This is a genomic window from Brevibacterium sp. FME17, assembly GCF_014897515.1.
GTDB lineage: Bacteria > Actinomycetota > Actinomycetes > Actinomycetales > Brevibacteriaceae > Brevibacterium.
This window is the reverse complement of the sequence record NZ_JABUYD010000001.1, coordinates 398,495-416,833: the sequence shown is the minus strand read 5'-3', so window position 1 is coordinate 416,833 and position 18,339 is coordinate 398,495. Positions and strand designations below refer to the sequence as shown.

Annotated in this window: 16 protein-coding genes; 3 read left to right on the top strand and 13 right to left on the bottom strand. The window is 62.2% G+C overall.

Translation table 11 applies throughout. From position 1 onward, the window contains the following. Nucleotides 1-54: 54 nt before the first annotated feature. The gene (locus INT40_RS01825; protein ID WP_101574430.1) at nt 55-1,008 is read right to left on the bottom strand and encodes a metal-dependent hydrolase; all 954 of its coding nucleotides are present in this window, start codon (nt 1,006-1,008) and stop codon (nt 55-57) included. Between the two features lie 86 nt (nt 1,009-1,094). Here INT40_RS01825 and INT40_RS01820 point away from each other — a divergent pair, with 86 nt between their 5' ends. Further along, the gene (locus tag INT40_RS01820; RefSeq protein WP_101574431.1) at nt 1,095-2,783 is read left to right on the top strand and encodes a 5'-3' exonuclease H3TH domain-containing protein; all 1,689 of its coding nucleotides are present in this window, start codon (nt 1,095-1,097) and stop codon (nt 2,781-2,783) included. A 42-nt stretch (nt 2,784-2,825) separates the two neighbouring features. Further along, on the top strand, nt 2,826-5,087 hold the full coding sequence (gene secA2 / locus INT40_RS01815; RefSeq protein ID WP_193095347.1) for an accessory Sec system translocase SecA2: 2,262 nt from the start codon (nt 2,826-2,828) through the stop codon (nt 5,085-5,087). A 100-nt stretch (nt 5,088-5,187) separates the two neighbouring features. Here secA2 and INT40_RS01810 read toward each other — a convergent pair whose 3' ends face one another. From INT40_RS01810 to INT40_RS01790, 5 genes are all read right to left on the bottom strand, one after another. Continuing rightward, the gene (locus tag INT40_RS01810) at nt 5,188-7,911 is read right to left on the bottom strand and encodes a DEAD/DEAH box helicase (RefSeq protein WP_101574433.1); all 2,724 of its coding nucleotides are present in this window, start codon (nt 7,909-7,911) and stop codon (nt 5,188-5,190) included. Nucleotides 7,912-7,918: 7 nt separating this feature from the next. Beyond that, nucleotides 7,919-8,746, bottom strand: coding sequence for a twin-arginine translocase subunit TatC (tatC, locus tag INT40_RS01805; protein WP_374701042.1), 828 nt, complete (start codon nt 8,744-8,746; stop codon nt 7,919-7,921). Beyond that, nucleotides 8,743-9,024: a Sec-independent protein translocase subunit TatA gene (gene tatA, locus INT40_RS01800; RefSeq protein WP_101574435.1), complete on the bottom strand. Its 282-nt coding sequence runs from the start codon at nt 9,022-9,024 to the stop codon at nt 8,743-8,745. The genes tatC and tatA overlap by 4 nt, the downstream gene beginning before the upstream one ends. A 99-nt stretch (nt 9,025-9,123) precedes the next feature. Beyond that, nucleotides 9,124-10,011, bottom strand: a complete 888-nt coding sequence (locus INT40_RS01795) for a WYL domain-containing protein (protein WP_101574436.1) — start codon at nt 10,009-10,011, stop codon at nt 9,124-9,126. Then, a complete protein-coding gene (locus INT40_RS01790) occupies nt 9,995-11,017 on the bottom strand; it encodes a helix-turn-helix transcriptional regulator (protein ID WP_257930253.1) in 1,023 nt (340 codons plus the stop codon). The genes INT40_RS01795 and INT40_RS01790 overlap by 17 nt, the downstream gene beginning before the upstream one ends. Nucleotides 11,018-11,057: 40 nt before the next feature. On the opposite strand from INT40_RS01790, the gene INT40_RS01785 reads away from it, so the two are divergent. Next, nucleotides 11,058-12,182, top strand: coding sequence for a DUF3866 family protein (locus tag INT40_RS01785; protein WP_101574438.1), 1,125 nt, complete (start codon nt 11,058-11,060; stop codon nt 12,180-12,182). 50 nt (nt 12,183-12,232) lie between these two features. On the opposite strand, the gene INT40_RS01780 is transcribed toward INT40_RS01785, so the two are convergent. The 7 genes from INT40_RS01780 to dop all read right to left on the bottom strand — a co-directional run bounded on the left by INT40_RS01780 (nt 12,233) and on the right by dop (nt 18,328). Further along, nucleotides 12,233-12,607: an FKBP-type peptidyl-prolyl cis-trans isomerase gene (locus INT40_RS01780; protein ID WP_101574439.1), complete on the bottom strand. Its 375-nt coding sequence runs from the start codon at nt 12,605-12,607 to the stop codon at nt 12,233-12,235. Between the two features lie 81 nt (nt 12,608-12,688). Continuing rightward, nucleotides 12,689-13,645: an FKBP-type peptidyl-prolyl cis-trans isomerase gene (locus INT40_RS01775; protein WP_257930254.1), complete on the bottom strand. Its 957-nt coding sequence runs from the start codon at nt 13,643-13,645 to the stop codon at nt 12,689-12,691. Between the two features lie 36 nt (nt 13,646-13,681). Continuing rightward, entirely contained in the window at nt 13,682-15,085 is a 1,404-nt protein-coding gene (pafA, locus tag INT40_RS01770; RefSeq protein ID WP_226830506.1) for a Pup--protein ligase, read from the bottom strand. Then, nucleotides 15,085-15,774: a proteasome subunit alpha gene (gene prcA, locus INT40_RS01765; RefSeq protein ID WP_101574441.1), complete on the bottom strand. Its 690-nt coding sequence runs from the start codon at nt 15,772-15,774 to the stop codon at nt 15,085-15,087. The genes pafA and prcA overlap by 1 nt, the downstream gene beginning before the upstream one ends. A gap of 22 nt (nt 15,775-15,796) precedes the next feature. Then, on the bottom strand, nt 15,797-16,597 hold the full coding sequence (prcB, locus tag INT40_RS01760) for a proteasome subunit beta (protein ID WP_193095346.1): 801 nt from the start codon (nt 16,595-16,597) through the stop codon (nt 15,797-15,799). 1 nt (nt 16,598) lies between these two features. Continuing rightward, on the bottom strand, nt 16,599-16,790 hold the full coding sequence (locus INT40_RS01755) for a ubiquitin-like protein Pup (protein ID WP_101574443.1): 192 nt from the start codon (nt 16,788-16,790) through the stop codon (nt 16,599-16,601). After that, nucleotides 16,787-18,328: a depupylase/deamidase Dop gene (dop, locus tag INT40_RS01750; RefSeq protein ID WP_193095345.1), complete on the bottom strand. Its 1,542-nt coding sequence runs from the start codon at nt 18,326-18,328 to the stop codon at nt 16,787-16,789. Before dop ends, INT40_RS01755 begins: the two co-directional genes overlap by 4 nt. Between the last annotated feature and the right edge of the window lie 11 nt (nt 18,329-18,339).

The following is an 18,339-nucleotide window of genomic DNA, read 5'->3' as shown; positions in this document are numbered from 1 at the left end:
GCGTGTCGCCTTGACTCCTTCGAACGTCACCGAGAGGTGCCGTGCATATGGGTTCTAAGCATCCCCGACGGTTGCGATCCGTGTCGGCAGTGCAACCTCGGGTGAAAGTTCCGGCAGGCCGGGGGTGCCCGAGCGCGGATCGGTGCTCCACGCGGCTACGCGTTCATCTGCGACCTGAACCACGAGTCGATCGACCTGCCACCGCACGAGGTCCGCCTCAGCTCCGGGCGCGAGGACTCCCCCATCTGGGTTGCCGGCGGCCCGATGAGCGAACCGGGTGCCTGCGTTGAACGCCGCGCGCGCTCCGATTCCGTTCTCACCGACGACGGCAGAACGCACGGCGGCCCACGGAGATTCCTGGGAGTCGGTCCACGACACCTGGGCCCCTGCCGACAGCAGCTGCGCCAGAGGCTGCGGCTGTGCGGGGTCGAGGGTGATCGCAATGCCGGAGTAACCCAACGGTGTGACGAAATCATCGTCGACGCTGAAATTCAACAGCAGACGATATCCATTGCGCTGTGCAAGTGCTGCATGTTCGCGCACCCGGTCGAGGACCTCGCCGAGGCGGCGGTTCGACTCGACCTGGATGTACAGGGACGTTTCCGGCATCGTATCGAGGGCCAGGAAATCCGCGGCGGCGATACTTGCTCGCTCGGCGTCCGTATCCGACGCGGGACCGGCTTCGGAACTGAACTCGGGATACCCGATGACCCTCAGCCCCTGCGGTGCGCGGGCACGGAAGTCTGCCACTGCCTCGGCGCCACCGAGGACGTGGACGTGGGTGAAACCGGACTCGAGAAGACGGTCCCCGCCGGGCACGCTGTCCCCAAGAGTCAATCCCCCGTGGACGAAACCGGGGGTGAGGAAGTCACCGTCAAGGTTGATTGCGTCGGGTTCTGCAGCCAATGCGGCTTCATCGGAGCCGATGAACGAGACCTTTCCGTCCTTCGTGCCCAAGGCAGTCGCAAAGGGGTCGACACTGCTGTATACATCTCCACCAAAGTACATAGTCACAGCCGACAGGCTACACCTCTCTCAGACTGTCTTTGCACTCGAGTCAGTGGTGTCGGGTATCGTCATCGAGTGTGAAGCCCTTGGTTCTGATCGACACGCCCGCCCTGTACTACCGTGCCTTCTATTCGGTTCCCGATTCGATCGTCAACGACGAAGGTCAGCCGGTCAACGCCGTGCGCGGCGTCCTCGATGCGATCGCGCAGATGATCCGCCGCTTCGACTCCCCACGAGTCGTGGCGACTATGGACGCCGATTGGCGGCCGGCCTTTCGCACCGCGATCATGCCCGAATACAAAGCAGCCCGGGTCAAGGACGCCGAAGCAGGCACTGAGATCCCACCCGAACTGGCTGTGCAGCTGCCGATCATGACTCGCGTCCTTCGTGCTGCCGGAATCCCCATCGCCGAGGTGGATGGCACCGAGGCCGACGATGTGATCGCGACCATGGCCGCCCAGTCCCGTACCCCGGTGGTCATCGTCTCCCCGGACCGTGACCTTCTCGCCCTCATCGACACCACCACGGACGTCAGCGTGCTCCGCCCGCGCAAGGGCGGCGAGTGGGAGGCCATCACGCAGGCCGATCTGCCCGAAGCCTACGGTGTGCCGGATGGAACCCGGTACCGTGAGCTCGCCGCGATGCGCGGTGATCCCTCGGACGGGTTGCCTGGTGCCCCTGGGATCGGCGAGAAGACCGCTGCAACGTTGCTATCGAACTTCGGTTCCTTCGAGTCGATCATCAAAGCTGCGAAGGCGGGAGTGAAGACGGGTGGTCTCAGCCCCAAGCGAGCCACCACTCTGATCGAAGAAGAAGAGAATCTGCACAAGACCATCGAGGTCATGCGCTGTCTGACCGATGTCGCTCATGGACTCGACCTCGAATCCGTTCCGGGCGAGCTCGATCGCATTGCGGTCGAGGCGGCTGCTCGCGGCCAGAACATCCGTCGCTCGGTCGACAATCTCATTGCTGCTCTCGGCAGTGCCGACACGGAGTCCGGTGCCGACAGTCACCCCACTGGCACCAGCGCACCCGCTTCAGCTCAGACATCTGGTGCAGATTCGCCGACCGCGCCGCCTCCGGGACCGGTCTCTGCCGATTCGTGGTCGCAGTCTCGTCTGGTCGGATTCGATCTGGAGACTACCGGAGTCGACCCATCGACTGCCAGAATCGTGACCGCTGCATTCGTCGAATCCGCTGAGGACTCACGCACTTGGCTGGCCGATCCGGGAGTCGAGATACCCGAACCTGCCCGGGCCGTTCACGGAATCACCACCGAATTCGCCCAGGCCAACGGTGCTCCCGTGGCAGACGTGGTCGCCGAACTCTGCACTGTCCTGGCCGATCTAAAAGCCGATGGTGCCGTGGTCGTCGGCCACAACATCGTCTATGACCTCAGTGTCATGGCGGCCGAGGTCAAGCGTCATCAGCCTCACATCGATCTTGCGGGCCTGCTGCCGACGATCGTCGACACCTTTGTTCTGGACAAACGCGTCGAGCAGTTCCGTCGCGGCAAAAGGACTCTGACTGAGACGGCCAAACGGTGGAAGGTGACGCTGCTCGATGCCCACGATGCGGCTGCGGACGCCCTTGCCGCCCTGGACATTTCCCGAGCGTTGGCCGAGAACTCGAAGGAGATCGCGAGCCTGACTCGGGACGAGATCATGGCCGCCCAGGGCGATTGGAAACGCGCCCAAGCCGCTGACCTGCAGTCGTGGTTACGCCGAAAGGGCAACGCCGATGCCATCGTCGATGGTTCCTGGCCCATGGCCTGAACGATAGAATCAACTGCGACCATCACTCGACAAAGGACGATAATGGGTTTCTTTTCACGACTGCTCAACCGACCTGGTGCTCAGGCTGACAAAGCCACGGGGTGGTTCGATAAGGCCGCCGACGATCTGGCGACCGCGAGTCGTGAGTATGCGGAGTTGGATGACAACGAGCTGACCGAGGCCGCTGCCGATATCTTCACCTCAGGCTCGGTGCAGGACAACCTCGTTCGCTACTGTGCGCTGGCCCGCGAAGCTGCCGAACGGGCCCTCGACGAGCGTGCCTATGACACGCAGATCAAGGGCCTCGTCGGGCTCCTGCAGGCGAATGTCGTGCAGATGGCCACGGGTGAGGGTAAGACCCTCGTCGGTGCTCTCGCCGCCGCCGGTTACGCTCTGCAGGGTCGCCGAGTCCACGTCGTCAGCGTCAACGACTATCTGGCTGTCCGCGACCGCACGTGGATGAAGCCTCTCTTCGATCTCCTGGGTGTGAAGTCAGCATCGATCTCCGGAACTCAGAGTGAGACCGAGCGCCGCGAAGCCTATGGCGCTGAGGTGCTCTATGCTTCCGTGACGGAAGTCGGCTTCGACGTGCTGCGCGATCGTTTCGTCACTGACGACGCCCAGATCCGCGTCCCTGAGCGTGATGTCGTCATCGTCGACGAGGCTGACTCGGTACTCATCGACGAGGCCCGTGTCCCACTCGTCCTCGCTGGATCTGCCAGCGTCGAAGACGCCAATGCTGCGATCGCGGCACTTGTCGAGACGCTGGAGCCTGGTGTCGATTACGAAGTCAGCCAGGATCATCAGGCCGTCTCGCTGACCGACGAAGGAATCAATCACGTCGAGGCCGAACTCGAAGACGAGCTCTTCGGTGAAGACGCGTCCAATCTCGCCGCAGTCAACCTGGCCCTGTATGCGAAGTCCTTGGTCAATCGTGATGTCGACTATCTTGTCGTCGATGGACGGGTCAAGCTCATCTCAGCCTCCCGTGGGCGTGTGGCCGAACTCCAGCGTTGGCCTGACGGACTGCAGGCTGCGGTTGAGGCGAAAGAGGGTGTGGGCACCACCGAGAGCGGTGAAATCCTTGACCAGATGACCGTCGAAGAACTCATCCACGGCTACGAGACCGTCTGCGGAATGACCGGCACCGCGCTGGCTGTCGGCGATGACCTACGTGAGTTCTACAACCTTGAGATCGTGCCAGTCGACACGCACCTACCTGTCATCCGAGTCGACGAACCCGACCGGCTCTACACCTATCAGGAGTCCAAGGAACGCGCGATCGTCGAAGAGGTCGCCGAGAACCACGCCAATGATCGTCCCGTGCTCATCGGGACGTCCTCGGTGGCAGAGAGTGAGTCACTGGCGGCACGGCTCATCGAACGCGGCATCGACGTCACGGTCCTCAACGCCAAAGACGACTCTCTTGAAGCCGACGTCATCGCTGCCGCCGGCGCCCCCGGAGCCGTCACAGTCTCGACCCAGATGGCCGGACGCGGCACCGATATCCGCCTGGCCGACGACAGCGTCGCCGAGTCCGGCGGCCTGCTGGTCATCGGCGCCGGACGTTACCTGTCCTCACGCCTTGATGACCAGCTGCGTGGGCGCGCCGGACGTCAGGGTGACCCTGGGACCTCTGTGTTCTTCACCAGCCTCGAAGACGAGCTCTTGACTCGTGTGCCGGAGATCCAACGCTTCGTCTCCGAAGGTGACGAGACCGGGTGGATCGAATCGAAGCGTGCACTGGGCCTCGTCGAACACGCTCAGCGCGTGGCCGAAGGCCAGAACACAGCTCTGCACCGCGACACCTGGAAGTTCAACGAACTCATGGCCAAGCAACGTGACCTCGTCCTGTCCCGACGCAAGGAGCTGCGTGACGATGACGAGGCCATCAACGAGCTAAAGGAACGCCTGGGCGATGTGGCGACGGACCTGTCGGCCGAGCACTCACAGGAACTTGTCGACGCCACGCTGCGCGAAGTGATGCTCTTCCATCTCGACGCCCGCTGGGTCGATCATCTCGCCTTCCTCAACGATCTGCGTGAGGGTATCCATCTGCGCACCTTCGCACGTGAAAAACCCCACGAGGCGTTCAATACGGAGTCGATCCGCGTCTTCTCCTCATTCTGGTCAGACGTCATCGAAGATTCGGCGTCGACGGTCGAAGAGGCGGAGTTTACGGATACCGGAATCGACCTGGAATCCCACGGCCTCAAGCGGCCGTCGTCGACGTGGACCTATCTGACCACGGAGAGCGCATTCGGCTCCGACATCGAGAACATCGTCAAGAAGGTCAAGCGCTGAGAAGTTCCTGGGCCCGCCTCCATCTCCGAAGGCGGGCCCAGATTCTCGGTTGCCCAATGCCCGGTTGCTCGATTGCCCAGCACCGTAGGCGAACTGCTGCTCAGGAGTCTGCGACGACTCCGCGGCGGATGGCTTCGATGGTGCGACGGATACGCACAGCGGTCTCCAGTTCGGCGACCTCGGCAACCTGACCGAGTAGGTCAAGGCTCTGTTTGGCCCACCGTACGAAGTCTCCGGCAGCGATGTCTGTGCCGCGAAGGGAGTCTGCGAGGTTCTTGCCTTCGGTCCACCGATACATCGGTTTGAACAGCCCCCGGTCGGGTTCCTGCGTCGTTGACAGGGCGTGCTGCTCCTCAAGTTGGAACAGTTTGCGCCAGATCGTCACTGCCTCATCACCGTTGACTTTGAGGTCGCGGCTTGGGGCCCGTTCAGGATGCAGGGTGTCACCGCGTCGGGACTGGAAGACGAAGCATGAGGCGAATCCCGCGAGCTCAGGTTCGACGAGGTTGTCCCACAGCCCGGCCCGAATGGTCAGCGCTACGAGCAGGTCCCGTTCGCCATAGATGCGACGCAGCATGTCCGACTGCTCGGGATCGAAGCCGAGTGTGCGCAGCACGTCTTGAACACGTTCGAACACGAGAGCGATCGACGTGGTTCGTCCTTCGATCCGGGCGATGAGCGAATCGTTCTCCTTGACCAGTTTGGCCGCTCGGCTGGCCCACCTGGCGTGCATCTCGCGGTCCGGGCAGTCGTGACAGGGATGAGCGCGCAGCTGCGCGGTCATCTCGGACACGCTCGAGCTGATACCGGAGGCACCGGATGAGGATTGCCACTGCGCCTGCGAATCGACCTTGCCGTCGTGTTTGGCGTCGTTAAGGATGCCCAGCAGCTGCCTGCGGTCCCCTGCCTGCCTGTGATTGAATTTCTTCGGCACACGCACCCGGCCCTGTGCTGCCAGCGGCTCTGTCACCTCATGGGGGCGCAGATGCCAGACCTTCCCCTGCTCGGTGAGCACCGTCGGCAGGCGTGATTCTCCATCGCGGGAGCTCATGGGTGCAATGATGACGGCAGTGCCCTCAACGCGTTTCGCAGGCAGGGTGACGACATCGCCGACCTTGAGTGCGCTCAGCGACTCGACGATCTCGCGCTGCCGGTTCTTCGACTTGGTGCGTGTCTCCTGCTTCTCGGCGTCGCTGATGGCCTGCCGCAGACGCGCGTATTCGGCGAAGTCGCCGAGCTCGCACTGCATCGACTTCTCATAGGCTGCGATCGTTGTTTCGTTCTTCCGCACCTTCTTCGCCAGCCCCACGACGGCCTTGTCGGCCTGGAACTGTGCAAAAGAGGTCTCGAGGACCTTCGCGGCCTCGGCAGAACTCATTCTCGACAGCAGATTCGCCGTCATGTTGTAGGTGGGTCCGAACGCGGAGTTTAGCGCATACGAACGGTTGGAGGCCAGCCCCGCGATCTCATTGACCTCGAGGCTGGGGTGCCAGACGACGACGGAATGCCCGATCTTGTCAATGCCGCGGCGCCCGGCTCGGCCCGTCAGCTGGGTGTACTCCCCCGGCGTGATCGATACGTGGGCCTCACCGTTGAACTTCACCAGCTTCTCCAGGACGACTGTGCGGGCAGGCATGTTGATGCCCAAGGCCAGAGTCTCCGTGGCGAAGACGACCTTGATGATCCCCTGGGAGAAGAGTTCCTCGACGAGCTGCTTGAACTGCGGGATCATTCCGGCGTGGTGGGCGGCGACTCCCAGCAGCAGACCTTCCCGGAACGAATGGAATCCGAGAATGCCGAGGTCCTCGCTGGCGAGCTCATCGCGCAGCCTCTCGAGTGCTGCATTGATGATGACCTTCTCTTCGCGGGAGTTCAGGTCATAGCCGGAGGCCAGATACTGTTCCACCGCCTCGTCGCAGGCATTGCGGGAGAAGATGAACATGATCGCCGGCAGCATGCCGGTCTCTGCCAGGGAGGACACGACCTGAGTGCGGCTGGGCCTGCGGAAGCGCGCTCGGGTGGCTCGCTCACGCCGCGAGCGGGGACCACCATGGGTCCGGGTCGCGTGGTTGAGGGCTGGATCGATCCGTTCGGAGTCGTGATGGGTGAAGAGATCGTACATGCGGTGGCCGACGAGGACATGGTTGACCAGCGGGACCGGGCGATGAGTGGTGGAGATGACGGTTGTGGGTCCGCGCACCTCGCGCAGCCAGGCACCGAACTCCTCGACGTTGGATACGGTCGCAGACAGGGACACCATCTGCACCCGATCCGGCAGGTGGATGATCACTTCTTCCCAGACGGGTCCGCGGAAACGGTCGGCCAGATAGTGCACCTCGTCAAGGACGACGAACCCGAGGTCGGCGAGTCCCGACAGGTCGTTGTAGAGCATGTTGCGCAGGACTTCTGTCGTCATCACGATGATCGGCGCATCGCGTCGGATCGAGGTGTCACCCGTGAGCAGCCCGACGTTCTCCACACCGTGAACATCCATGAGGTCATTGAACTTCTGGTTGCTCAGTGCCTTGATCGGCGTGGTGTAGAAGACTCGCTTGCCTTCGTCCCTGGCCAGTTCAACGGCGAATTCCGCGATCAGGGTCTTGCCAGCACCTGTGGGTGCCGTGACGAGGACGTCTTTGCCTTCCTGCAGCTGTGTGCAGGCTTCGAGCTGGAAGTCGTCGAGCTCGAAGTCTGTTCTGGCTGAGAATCGGCCCAAGGGAGTCTGCGCCTTCTTCGTCCTGTCCCGATAGTCGGCATAGGCGGCCGAAGGGCTCAGCGGCTTCGCATCTGCCGAAGGTTCGGCCGGGCTCGAGGATTCAGTCATGCTTCTCTCAGTCAATCGGTTCGTCGGGGTCGACCCACAGGCCTTGTGCGATGAGGCGCTTCTTGCGTCTCCTATCGTTGAATACGCAGATCACCCACGCCAAACAGAAGAGCGTCATCATCGGGATCACAAGGAAGAACATCGACATCGCGTCGGGAGTGGGGGTGGCAATGGCGGCAAACAGGAAAACGAGCATCACGATGATCCGCCAGGACTTCTGGATCCTGACCGCTGAGAGGATTCCCATCATGTTGAGCCCGACCATGAGCACCGGAAGGACGAATGCCAGACCGAAGACCACGATGATGACCATCACGAAGCTCAGGTAGTCCTGGGCAGGGATGATGTTCGTGCCGCCAGCTGGGGTGAATGACGTCAGTGCTTTGACAGCGTTGGGAAGGGCGAAGAAGGCCATCGTCGAACCCGCGAGGAACAGCGGAATGGCTGCACCGAGGAAACCGACGGAGTACAGCTTCTCCTTCTTCGTCAGTCCAGGCACTATGAATGCCCAGATTTCATAGAGCCAGATCGGGCAGGACAGAAAGATGCCGATGAAGAACGACAGTTTGATCTTCAGATCAAACGGTGAGGCGACTCCGGCGAAATTGATCTCAGCGGTTCGGTCGCCGGAGGCACGGATGCTGCGGATCGGTTCCTGCAGGATGTCGAGGACCGGATCATAGAGGAACCATCCGGCGACGGCGCCGAGGGCGATCGCGATCGCCGCGACAAGGGCACGATTCCGGAGTTCGATGAGGTGCCCGACGACGGGCATCTTCCGTTCGGGGTTCTTCCTCCGTGCCGAAGACGACTGCCGGTCGTTTTGCTCTTTCACTTCTCGTGAGACTGCGGATCCTGCTTTTCCTGCGCAGGCTGCTCAGGCTTTCGGGTAGCCTCGGCGGTCGACGAGGTGTTGTTTTCGGTGGCTTCGCGGTTGAGCTCGCCCGGTTCCGTCTTCTTGGGCTCATCGTCATCACGGAGATCCTTGACCTCTGCTTTGAAGATCTTCATCGACTGACCAAGGCTTCTGGCCAACGCCGGCAGCTTGGGTGCGCCGAAAATGATCACGATGATGAGGATGACGATCGCGATCTGCACGAAACTCGGTTTCATGGGGACTCCTTGACTATTGTCTGCTCTGAAAGATTCTACGCTGTGTGGCTGTGCCTTTCATCCTCGCGCCACGGCCAGACCCCTGTGCGAAGTCCAGACTCAGCCCAGCCGTGTCAGCGCGGCTTCGACCGCTTCGCTGTCGTCGATGTCGGTGATGACGTCGGCGTGGCACAGCAGGAACCGACTCAGCCAGTCCACGGAGTGCACAAGGAATCTGATTCGCACATTTGGTTCCCCGTTGGTGAGGTATTCACGCTCGCTCAGCTCAAGTTCATCCGCGAGCCATGCACCGGCCGCGGACAGAGTCATGGTGACTTCGTGGGTGTTCGACTGCTTGTTGCTCACGGCCAGCGGCGGATGTGCGGCCGGTGACCAGGAGCGGATGCTGCTCAGCGCGAATCGGCGTGGAGCCTGCGCGCCGTAGCACCAGGCGTCCAGGTACCAGTCGGCCCCCGGAACCAGCTTGCTGGGGGCAATGGTCCGCCGTGTCAGTTCATCTCGGGAACCGACGTAGTAGTCGATCTCGATCGCTGCTTCCGTGTCGATCGCGTGCTTGAGGAACGTCATGAGGTCTTCGTCCGCGGGAATGGGGCTGACCTCGACCGGTGTGTGGAGGTTCTCCCCCGCAGCTAGTCGCAGTTTCTGTGCCGCCGTCCGCACAGCCTCGGTGTCGAGCCCCGGCAGGGTGTCGATGAGCTCAAGGGCCAGGACAAGGACGCCTGCTTCCTCCGCGCTGAGACGGACCGGGACGGAGACCTCCTCGGCGTTGGAAATGTAGATCTTGCCACCCTCCCAGGTGGCGTCGATGAGGTCATCGGGCATGTGTCCGGGGCGACCTGTCACGAAGAGGAGCTGCAGGTCATCGATGAGCGTGTCCGAATCGATGTTGAAATAGGAGGCTGTCTCTTCGAGGTCAGCACCTGGATGGGCGTCGAGGTAGGGCACCAGGCTGAGCAGCCTGGTGAGTCGTTCACGCGCTGAGGACATTGCGGCCTCCAAGTCGTTCGAGGGAGACTCGGACCGTCTCACGTCGGTCCTCGACGGCCTGTGCCAGTTCTGCAGGGGCAAGCACCTCGACGGCGGTGCCGAAGCTCACGATCTCCGCTGCCAAAGACGCCGTATCGGTGAACTCGATGACCACGCAGTCATCTTCTGTGCGGACCTGACGTCTGCGCAGCGGGTCCGCACGGTGGGCACGGATGCGCAGCTTCGCCTCGGCGACGACAGCCATCTCCGTACTCGAGTTCAGCGCCACATGCGGTGCGAAGTCGGTGGGAATGTCATAGTCCCCGGGGTCCCGCCCGCCGAGCTTCGTGATCTTACCCTCGACGCGAGAGAGTCTGAAGGTGCGTTCGGCTTCGCGGTCGATGTCGTGTCCCAGCAGGTAGACCCGGTCTCCACGGCTGAGCAGCGCATAGGGTTCCAGCTTGACCTTGCGAGGGTTCTGTCCGGGCTTGTGGTACTTGAAGCTGATCGCCTCGCGAGCGTTGATGTGGTGGAGCGCAGTGGCGAAGTTCGCACTGCCGAGCTTGCGTGCCGCAGGTCCCTGATTCTCTTCGACATGCCCTGGGCCCGCCTCGGTGAGATCGATGCCCAATGCCCGCAGCTTCGTCAGCGCCTGTGCGCTGGACTCGCCGAGTTCGGTGTCGGACCAGAACTGAGCGGCCACGGCTACCGCTGCGGCCTCGGATGGGGTGAGCTCAACATCGTCCATCGCGTAGTCGTCGGCAGAGATCCGGTAGCCCGTCTCGCCGACATCCGAGTAGGCGTCATGTTCAGCGCGGGTGGCGATCGTGATCCCCATATGCCGCAGGAGCTCCTTGTCGCGGGAGAATTTGCGGTCGAAGGCGATGTCGTCGAGGCCCGCATAACCGTCGATGGCGCTCATCAGAGTCTTCCGGGAGACCCATCCGCGGGCGGCTCTGAGAGCGATCAGCAAGTTCATCAGACGCTCGGTCTGCTGCCTCTGTCTGCTGGGGCGGGGTGTATTCACAATTCCACCGTAACCTAATGCGGGCGATAGTCTTAGGACCATGATTCATTGGCGCAGAGGAACCGTGACCACGATTCGCTCCACCCGGCCAGGATACACAGAGGTCGAGGCCGATATTGACCAGGCATTGCCGGGCACGACGATCACACATATCAAGGCCGTCGCCTATACGGAGGCGGTCGGAGACCCGCAGATCGGAGATATCGTCCTGCTCAACGTTTCGGCGCTGGCCAAACGTCTTGGCACAGGCGGATTCGGTCTCGTGGTGGCTCTGCCCGATGCGCTGCCGGCCGACCCCCCAGAGGGGCCAGGGCATCTGGTCAAGGACCGTTACTCCCCTCTGCAGACGATGGTCCTCGGTGTCGACGATCAGGAGTCGGAACACCATGAGACCCTCGCTCGGGAAGAGTCTCTGGGTGGGATGCCTGTGCTGGCGGCGGATCTGCATTCGGCTCTGCCAGCCATCATCGCCGGCGTCCGTGCGGTCAACCCCGAGCTGCACATCGCCTATGTCCTCAGCGACGGTGCAGCTCTGCCGGCCAGCTTCTCTCAGGCAGCAGCTGGACTCAAGGACGCAGGCTGGCTGCACGGCACCATCAGCACCGGTCAATCCTGGGGCGCCGATCTTGAGGCTGTGACGATTCACACGGGTCTGCTCGCCGCCAGACATGTCCTCGGTGCCGATATCGCCATCGTCGCGCAGGGTCCGGGAAATCTGGGGACTGGAACCAAATATGGCTATTCGGGTCTCGTCACCGGTGAGCACCTCAATGCGGCCGCTCTGCTGGGTGGCACCCCGATGGGTGTCCTGCGCATGTCCAATGCCGATGCCCGTGGCAGGCATTTCGGCATCTCGCATCATTCTCTGACGTCTCTGACCGAGATCGCTCGTCCCGGAATGACGATCCCGGTCCCAGACTTCTCCACCCTCGCCGAGGCGGACCGTCGTGAGATGGAACCCGACCCTTCCGTGGTGGTTGAGGTCGCTGCCGCGCAGATGTCGCTGCTGCACATGCACGATCAGGTCGACGTCAGCCTCGAGGGCCTATGGGCCGGTTTGAAGTCCTCACCGGTGGGTCTGTCGACGATGGGACGAAAACTGCCCGCCGATGCGGCAGCGTTTCTCGCTGCCGCCGCGGCGGGCAGAATGGCTGCCGAGATCTGAGTCTCGGCAGCCGATTCACAGTTTGCGTGTCAGCGCAGTGTGACTGTGTCTCAGCGCACATCCTCCAGATCGCAGACGAAGATCAGGGACTCGCCGGGTTTGATGACGCCGCCGGCTCCCTGGTCACCGTAGGCCAGGTGAGGTGGGATCTGCAGGGTGCGCCGGCCACCGACCTTCATGCCCTGGATGCCCTGGTCCCAGCCGGAGATGACCATGCCGGAGCCGAGGCGGAATTCGAGCGGGGTGCCACGGTTGTAGGAGGCGTCGAACTCTTCACCGGTTGAGTGGGCGATGCCCACGTAGTTCACGCTCACGGTATGGCCGGGGCCCGCCTCGACGCCGTCACCGATGATGTCATCAACGATGACGAGCTCGGTCGGAGCCTCGGTTCCGGGGAAGTCGACGACTGGTTTCTGCTTGCTCATGGTGTCTCCTTATGTCGTAGTTCTATGGTGTGTGTCTTCAGCCACCGGCCAAGACTTGCTCAACCAAAGGCCGAGACTTCCTCAACCCTGGGCTGAGAGGACGTCGATGACGAAGACGAGGGTGGCGTTGCCGGGAATGCTCGGCGGGCTGCCCTGTTCTCCGTATCCCTTGTCCGGTGGCACGACGAGCACGATCTGGCTGCCGACCTTTGCCCCGACAAGACCTTCGTTCCACCCTTCGATGACTCCAGCCTCACCGACTGGGTCAACGGCGAAGGGTCCGCGATCATCCTGCCAGCTTGAGTCGAAGTACTTCGAATTGTCGTCCCAGAGCCAACCGGAGTAGTGCACGGCCACGCTCTGGCCTTCCTTGACCTTCGGCCCGTCACCCTCGATCGTCGTATACGTTTCGAGTTCCTTCGGGGCCTTGCCCTTGGGCTTCGAGATCGAAGGTTCACCGTTGTCGGCCCATTTGACCGTCACGGGGTTCTTCGACTGGTCGACCTTCTTGCCCTCGGCGTGGGCCAAGGGCTTCGTGGTCTTCTCAATGTCGATGACGTAGACGAGGGTCTGCGCGGGCTGCCCCTCTTGTGCGCTGCCGTTGAGCGACATGAGCACACGTGATCCGACCTTCGTGTCCAGGAGCGCATCGTAGAGCTGCTCCGAGATCTGGCTCTTGTCCATCGGGAACCCGGCCGGTGACTTCGAATCGTAGCTCGATTCGATCTGTTTGCCGGTTGTGCCTGAGACCAAAGTCATCTGCGCGGTGACCTGCTCACCGTCGGCGACCTTGTCGCCTTTGCCCTCTTTGATGACGGACTTCCCGGTCTTGTCCACGACCAGGGGCGCCTCGAAGCTGACTTTCGGTTTCTGTCCGATCTTGCCTTCGACTGTGACGTCGTCGAGGCTGGTCGACTTCGCGTCCTTGGCCGAGACGGAAGGTGGGGCACTGTTAGTGTCCTTGGCCTCCTCGCCCTGTCCGCAGGCGGACAGCAGCAGTGTGGCGGCCGCGATGACGGCGAGCACTTTGGTGCGCACGTGGTTCCTTTCGTTCAAGACCAGATCAGTGAGATCTTACAGGCCTGCGATGAGAGCTTCGGCCTGTGGGTGCGTGGGCTCGAAGGGATTCTTCAGCGCCACGGCGCGACCGGATTCATCGTTGAGTCTCAGATGCACCCAGTCGACGGTGTAGTCCCGGCGTGCGGCATGGGCGGCCCGGACGAATTCGCCGCGGATGGCTGCCCGAGTGCTCGCCGGTGGCACGTCTTTGGCCTTCTCCCGTGCTTCCGACGAGACCAGGTTCTTCGCCATTCCGGTCCGTTCCAGCTTGGGGAACAGGCCGGTGTCAGGTGTGATGTCGTGATAGGCGATGTCGAGACGAGAGATCCGGGGATCCGTGAGGTCATCGATGCCACGCGCCAACGCCCGATCGATGAGGGCCTTCTTCATCACCCAGTCGATCTCCTGATCGACTGCGGAGAAATCCTGGGCGGCCACCGCGTCGAGCATCCGGGTCCACAGGTCGATGACGTAGTCGGCCATCCCGTCGTCGCCGAGGCTGTGGTCGCCCTTCTGCACGAGGACCTGCGCGCGGTCACGGTAGTCGGCGAGCAGGTGCAGCGGTGTGATCGTCGTCCCGTCCGTGCGCTCGAGCGGCACCGAACCGGTGAGGTCCCTGGCGACGAGGCGGATGTCGCGCACTGGGTGGCGCAGACCGTGTTCGGGGATTCGTGCGCCCTGTTCGATGAGGTCGAGCATGAGCACGGCCGATCCGATCTTGAGCGCCGAGGTGGCTGTCGACATCGAGGAATCACCGACGATGACGTGGAGACGGCGGTACTTCTCCGCATCGGCGTGAGGTTCGTCCCTGGCGTTGATGATCGGACGCGACCGTGTCGTGGCCGATGAGAGTCCTTCCCACATCACATCTGATCGTGCCGAGAGGCCGAACATCATGTCTGAGCGATTCGCTTCGTCATCCGGTTTGAATGAGGACTGTGCGGGGATGATGGCGCCCGCGCCCACCATCAGCTGGCGTGAGACGAGGAACGGCAGCAGAACCGTGGTCAAGCGATTGAAGTCGAGATTGCGGCGGATGAGGAAATTCTCGTGGGAGCCGTAGGAGTTCCCGGCCGCGTCGGTGTTGTTCTTGACCATATGGATTCGTCCACCGAGTCCATCGGCTTCGATGCTTGTCTGGGCCTGTCCCAGCAGATCGATCATCAGGGACTCCCCCGCCCGATCTTGGGTGAGCAGGTCGGTCAAATTGTCGCATTCCGCGGTGGCGTATTCGGGGTGTGAACCCACGTCGAGGTAGAGCCTTGACCCGTTGGGCAGGAACACGTTGGAGGAGCGTCCCCACTCGACGATGGGTCGGAACAGATAGCGTGCGATCTCTTCCGGGCCGATGCGACGGTCGTGCTCCCCGGCGGAATGGGCGAGCCCGTATTCGGTTTCGAGGCCGTAGATTCTGGCCATCAGTCCTCCCGCAGCTGCGCCATCATAGCGTCGCTGAGTCGTTTGAAAGTGCGGTGACCGCTGGCGTTCCTGTCGAGCACGGCCGCTTCGAGGTCTTTCGTCGGCAGTGTCGCGGCTGTTGCGGTGGCAAGAGCGCGCACACCATGGTCGAAGACCTCTGACAGCGGCAGCACCGAGGTCGACAGGTCCTGCAATGCTGCGGTGATGTCATCAGCCTGTCCCCCGATTGCCACATGTTCGGTCTCATCCATGACAGAACCGTCATAGCTGAGCCGATAGAGCTGATCGGCATCGGCGGTGAGCCCGAGTTCGGCGATGACGAGTTCGACTTCGAAGGGTTTCGCCTCGGTGGTGAAGACCCCGGCCAGTGTCTGCGCGTAGGCGTTCGTCAGCCCCCGTGCCGTGACATCACTGCGGTGATAGGAGTACCCGCGCAGGTCCGCATACCTCACACCGGCTTGGCGCATCGTCTCGAATTCGTTGTATTTCCCGACTGCGGCGAAGCCGATGCGGTCGTAGATCTCGGCGATCTTATGCAGCGTCGGTGACGGGTTCTCCGCCAGCATGAGGATGCCTTCGTCGTAGCGCAGAACCACGACCGACCGGCCCCGGGCGATGCCTTTGCGGGCGAAGTCGGCGCGGTCCTTCATCAGCTGTTCGGGTGAGACGTAGAACGGTGCCTGGCTCATGTGAGTGCCTCATTCATGACGGTCATGCCTGTGCTTTCCTTCTCCGCCGGTCGACTACTGCGGTGGCCACCGACATCACGGAAGCGGAGGGGATCTCGACGACGCCGTGTTCCAGGTCGACGGTGAAGATCGTCGGTGCGATCTGCCGAACGAAATCGGGGCCGCCAGTGGCCGAATCATCATCGGAGGCATCGAAGAGTGCTTCAACGGCTACCGACACCGCGGCGTCGGAGTCGAGGTCGGGCTGCCATAGCTTCTTCAGCGCCCCACGGGCGTAGCCGGACCCGGAACCGATCGAATGGAATCGGTGCTCCTCATATTTTCCGCCGGTGACATCGAAACTGAAGATCTGCCCGGCCGGGGTCGCCTCGTCGACACCCGCGAAGAGCGGAACGACCGAGAGGCCCTGCATGGCCAGGTTCAGGTTTCCGCGCAGCATCGACGCCAAACGGTTGGCCTTGCCGCCCAGAGACAGGCGGGCGCCCTCGATCTTCTCGTAGTGTTCGAGTTCGAGTTGGTAGAGGCGGATGAGATCGAGCGCGAGCCCAGCGGTGCCGGCAATGCCGATGACCGAGAAATCGTCGGCAGATCGCACCTTCTCCATGGAGTGGGAGGCGATCATGCTCCCGATCGTGGCACGCCGGTCCCCTGCCATGAGGATGCCCGCGGCAGTGCGGAAACAGATGATCGTCGTCCCCTCCGGAACGTGATTCCCCAGGTCATGCCCGACCGTTGTCGGCAGCGACTCTGGAGCCTCGGCGCGGGCGAGTTCGACGAACGAGTTGCTCGTCGAACTCAGAAATGCAGGAGAGAATCCTGACATCTCATTGGCCGCCCTTCTGGACGAAGTTGCGCACGAACTCCTCTGCGTTGGATTCGAGGACTCCGTCGATCTCATCGAGGATCGAATCCACGTTCTGGGTGTTGATCTGTCCTTGCACAGCCTCCGGCGGTTCAACGGGTGGTTCTCCCCCGCCAGCCGAATGGTCTTTCTGAACCTGTTCCTGCGAACTCATTGCGCACCTCTTTCATCGTTCGTCTTTTTCAGTCTATCCACTCCCAGCGCCTGCAGCAGTCCCTGTGCGTCGTGCACTTGGGCCAGTCTGTCTGCGAGGAGTTCACGGTTGCCCTTGAGCGGTTCACTCATCGGAAGTCGCACGATTCCGTATTCGCCGGCGTCGAGGACTAGCGAGTCCCAGCTGGCTGCGACCAGTGAGTCCGAGAACCGGGTCACCGCCAAGGATCTGAGGTAGGCCCGGGTTCCGTCGGGCGCAGACACGACCGCGTTCTCCACCTCAGCTTCGGTGGTCATCCGGCGAATCCGTCCGGCCTTCTCAAGCTTGTAGAACAGGCCCTTCTCGGGGCGGACATCGTGATATTGGACGTCGATGAGCGCAAGCTTCGGGTGATCCCAGTCAAGGTTCTCCTTCTGCCGGTAGCCTTCGAGCAGGACCCATTTAGCGATCCAGTCGATGGAGTCCGAGAGGCTGCGTGGGTCGGTGGCCAAACCGTCGAGGAGTCTTTTCCATTCGCGCAGAACCTCGGTGGTGTCCGCGTCGTCTCCGACATGTTCGAGGCAGGCCGCGTAGTACGTGTTCTGGATCTCGAGTGCGGTCATCGTGGTGCCGTCGGACATGGGCAGTTTCGTGCTCAAGCTCAGGTCGTGGCTGACATCCCACAGTGCCTGCATCGGGTCGGCGAGTTCGAGTGTGGGCACGATACCCGCCTCGATGAGTCCGAGCACCAGAGAGGTGGAGCCGAATCGGACGAGGGTGGCCGGTTCGGCCATGGTGGCATCGCCGATGATGACGTGCAGTCGACGATATTTGGCAGGATCGGCGTGGGGTTCGTCTCGGGTGTTGACGATCGGTCGGCGCAGAGTGGTCTCGAGCCCGACCTCTGCTTCGAAGAAGTCAGCACGCGAGGAGATCTGGAAGCCGGCGGTCTCGCCTTCGCGTCCGATGCCCACTCGTCCGGATCCACAGAGGATCTGTCTGCTGACGAAGAAGGGGATCAGACCGGCGACGAGGTCATCGAAAGCAACACCGCGGTCGACGAGATAGTTCTCGTGGGTGCCGTAGGACGATCCCTTCGAATCGGTGTTGTTCTTGTAGAGGTTGACGGGTTCATCCGTTGTTTCCAGACTGCGCACCGAGGCCAAGGCCACCAGATCTCCAGCCCTGTCGTAGGTGACGAGATCGCGCGGAGTCAGCACTTCCGGTGATGAGTACTCGGGGTGGGCATGATCGACGTAGTAGCGGGCACCGTTCTCGGTCACGACGTTGGCCAGGTACTGTGCTTCCACAGATTCCTGGGGCATGTGGGTGAGCTGGGAGATGTCGGCGTCGGCGACGTTCATGAAGAAGCCGCGTGCATCGGCTAGGGGTGATTCGGTGGCGAAGTCCCAGAAGTTCTGTGACGACTTCAGTCCGCGTGGTCCTGCATAGGCGTCGACGACGCGCGCCGAGTCACGCATCGGGTTCGCTCCCGGATTGCCGGGCTGGCTCAGTCCGAACTCGGTTTCTGAACCCATGACACGGTGGACACTGAGCATCTGTACTCCCT